The organism is Clostridium lamae, from assembly GCF_033043255.1.
GTDB classification, from domain to species: domain Bacteria; phylum Bacillota; class Clostridia; order Clostridiales; family Clostridiaceae; genus Clostridium; species Clostridium lamae.
In genome coordinates this window covers 1-808 of sequence record NZ_JASCQJ010000086.1, presented here as the reverse complement: position 1 = coordinate 808, position 808 = coordinate 1, and the positions used below count along the sequence as shown (strand labels likewise).

The following is an 808-nucleotide window of genomic DNA, read 5'->3' as shown; positions in this document are numbered from 1 at the left end:
GTGAAATGTTGGGTTAAGTCCCGCAACGAGCGCAACCCTTATCCTTTGTTGCCAGCACGTAATGGTGGGAACTCAAAGGAGACTGCCGGTGATAAACCGGAGGAAGGTGGGGATGACGTCAAGTCATCATGGCCCTTACGAGTAGGGCTACACACGTGCTACAATGGCAGATACAAAGAGAAGCGACCTCGCGAGAGCAAGCGGAACTCATAAAGTCTGTCGTAGTCCGGATTGGAGTCTGCAACTCGACTCCATGAAGTCGGAATCGCTAGTAATCGTAGATCAGAATGCTACGGTGAATACGTTCCCGGGCCTTGTACACACCGCCCGTCACACCATGGGAGTGGGTTGCAAAAGAAGTAGGTAGCTTAACCTTCGGGAGGGCGCTTACCACTTTGTGATTCATGACTGGGGTGAAGTCGTAACAAGGTAACCGTAGGGGAACCTGCGGTTGGATCACCTCCTTACCTAAGAGATACGTGTTATGTGAAGTGCTCACACAGATTGTCTGATGAAGAACGAGCAAAAGCGCGTCTGCGAAGCTGACAAGAGTCCCCTTCGTCTAGAGGCCTAGGACACCGCCCTTTCACGGCGGTAACAGGGGTTCGAATCCCCTAGGGGACGCCAATGCGCGGTATGAGTGAAAGGCGTACCACTTATCTGACGAGAGTCAGAGAATAACTAAGCTAATTCAAACGAGTTATCTTACTTATTATGCTCTTTAACAATCTGGAACAAGCTGAAAAATTGAAAACAAATCAATATATCACCGAGGTATATTGATGAGTCTCTCAAAATCTCAGACCTT

The 808-nt window shown here is 48.9% G+C and carries 1 tRNA gene and 1 rRNA gene; both read left to right on the top strand.

Annotated elements, in window-relative coordinates:
- A 16S ribosomal RNA gene (locus QK892_RS18390) occupies positions 1-467 on the top strand; the annotation flags it as partial.
- Positions 468-551: 84 nt separating this feature from the next.
- A tRNA-Glu gene (locus QK892_RS18385) sits at positions 552-627 on the top strand.
- Positions 628-808 lie beyond the last annotated feature (181 nt).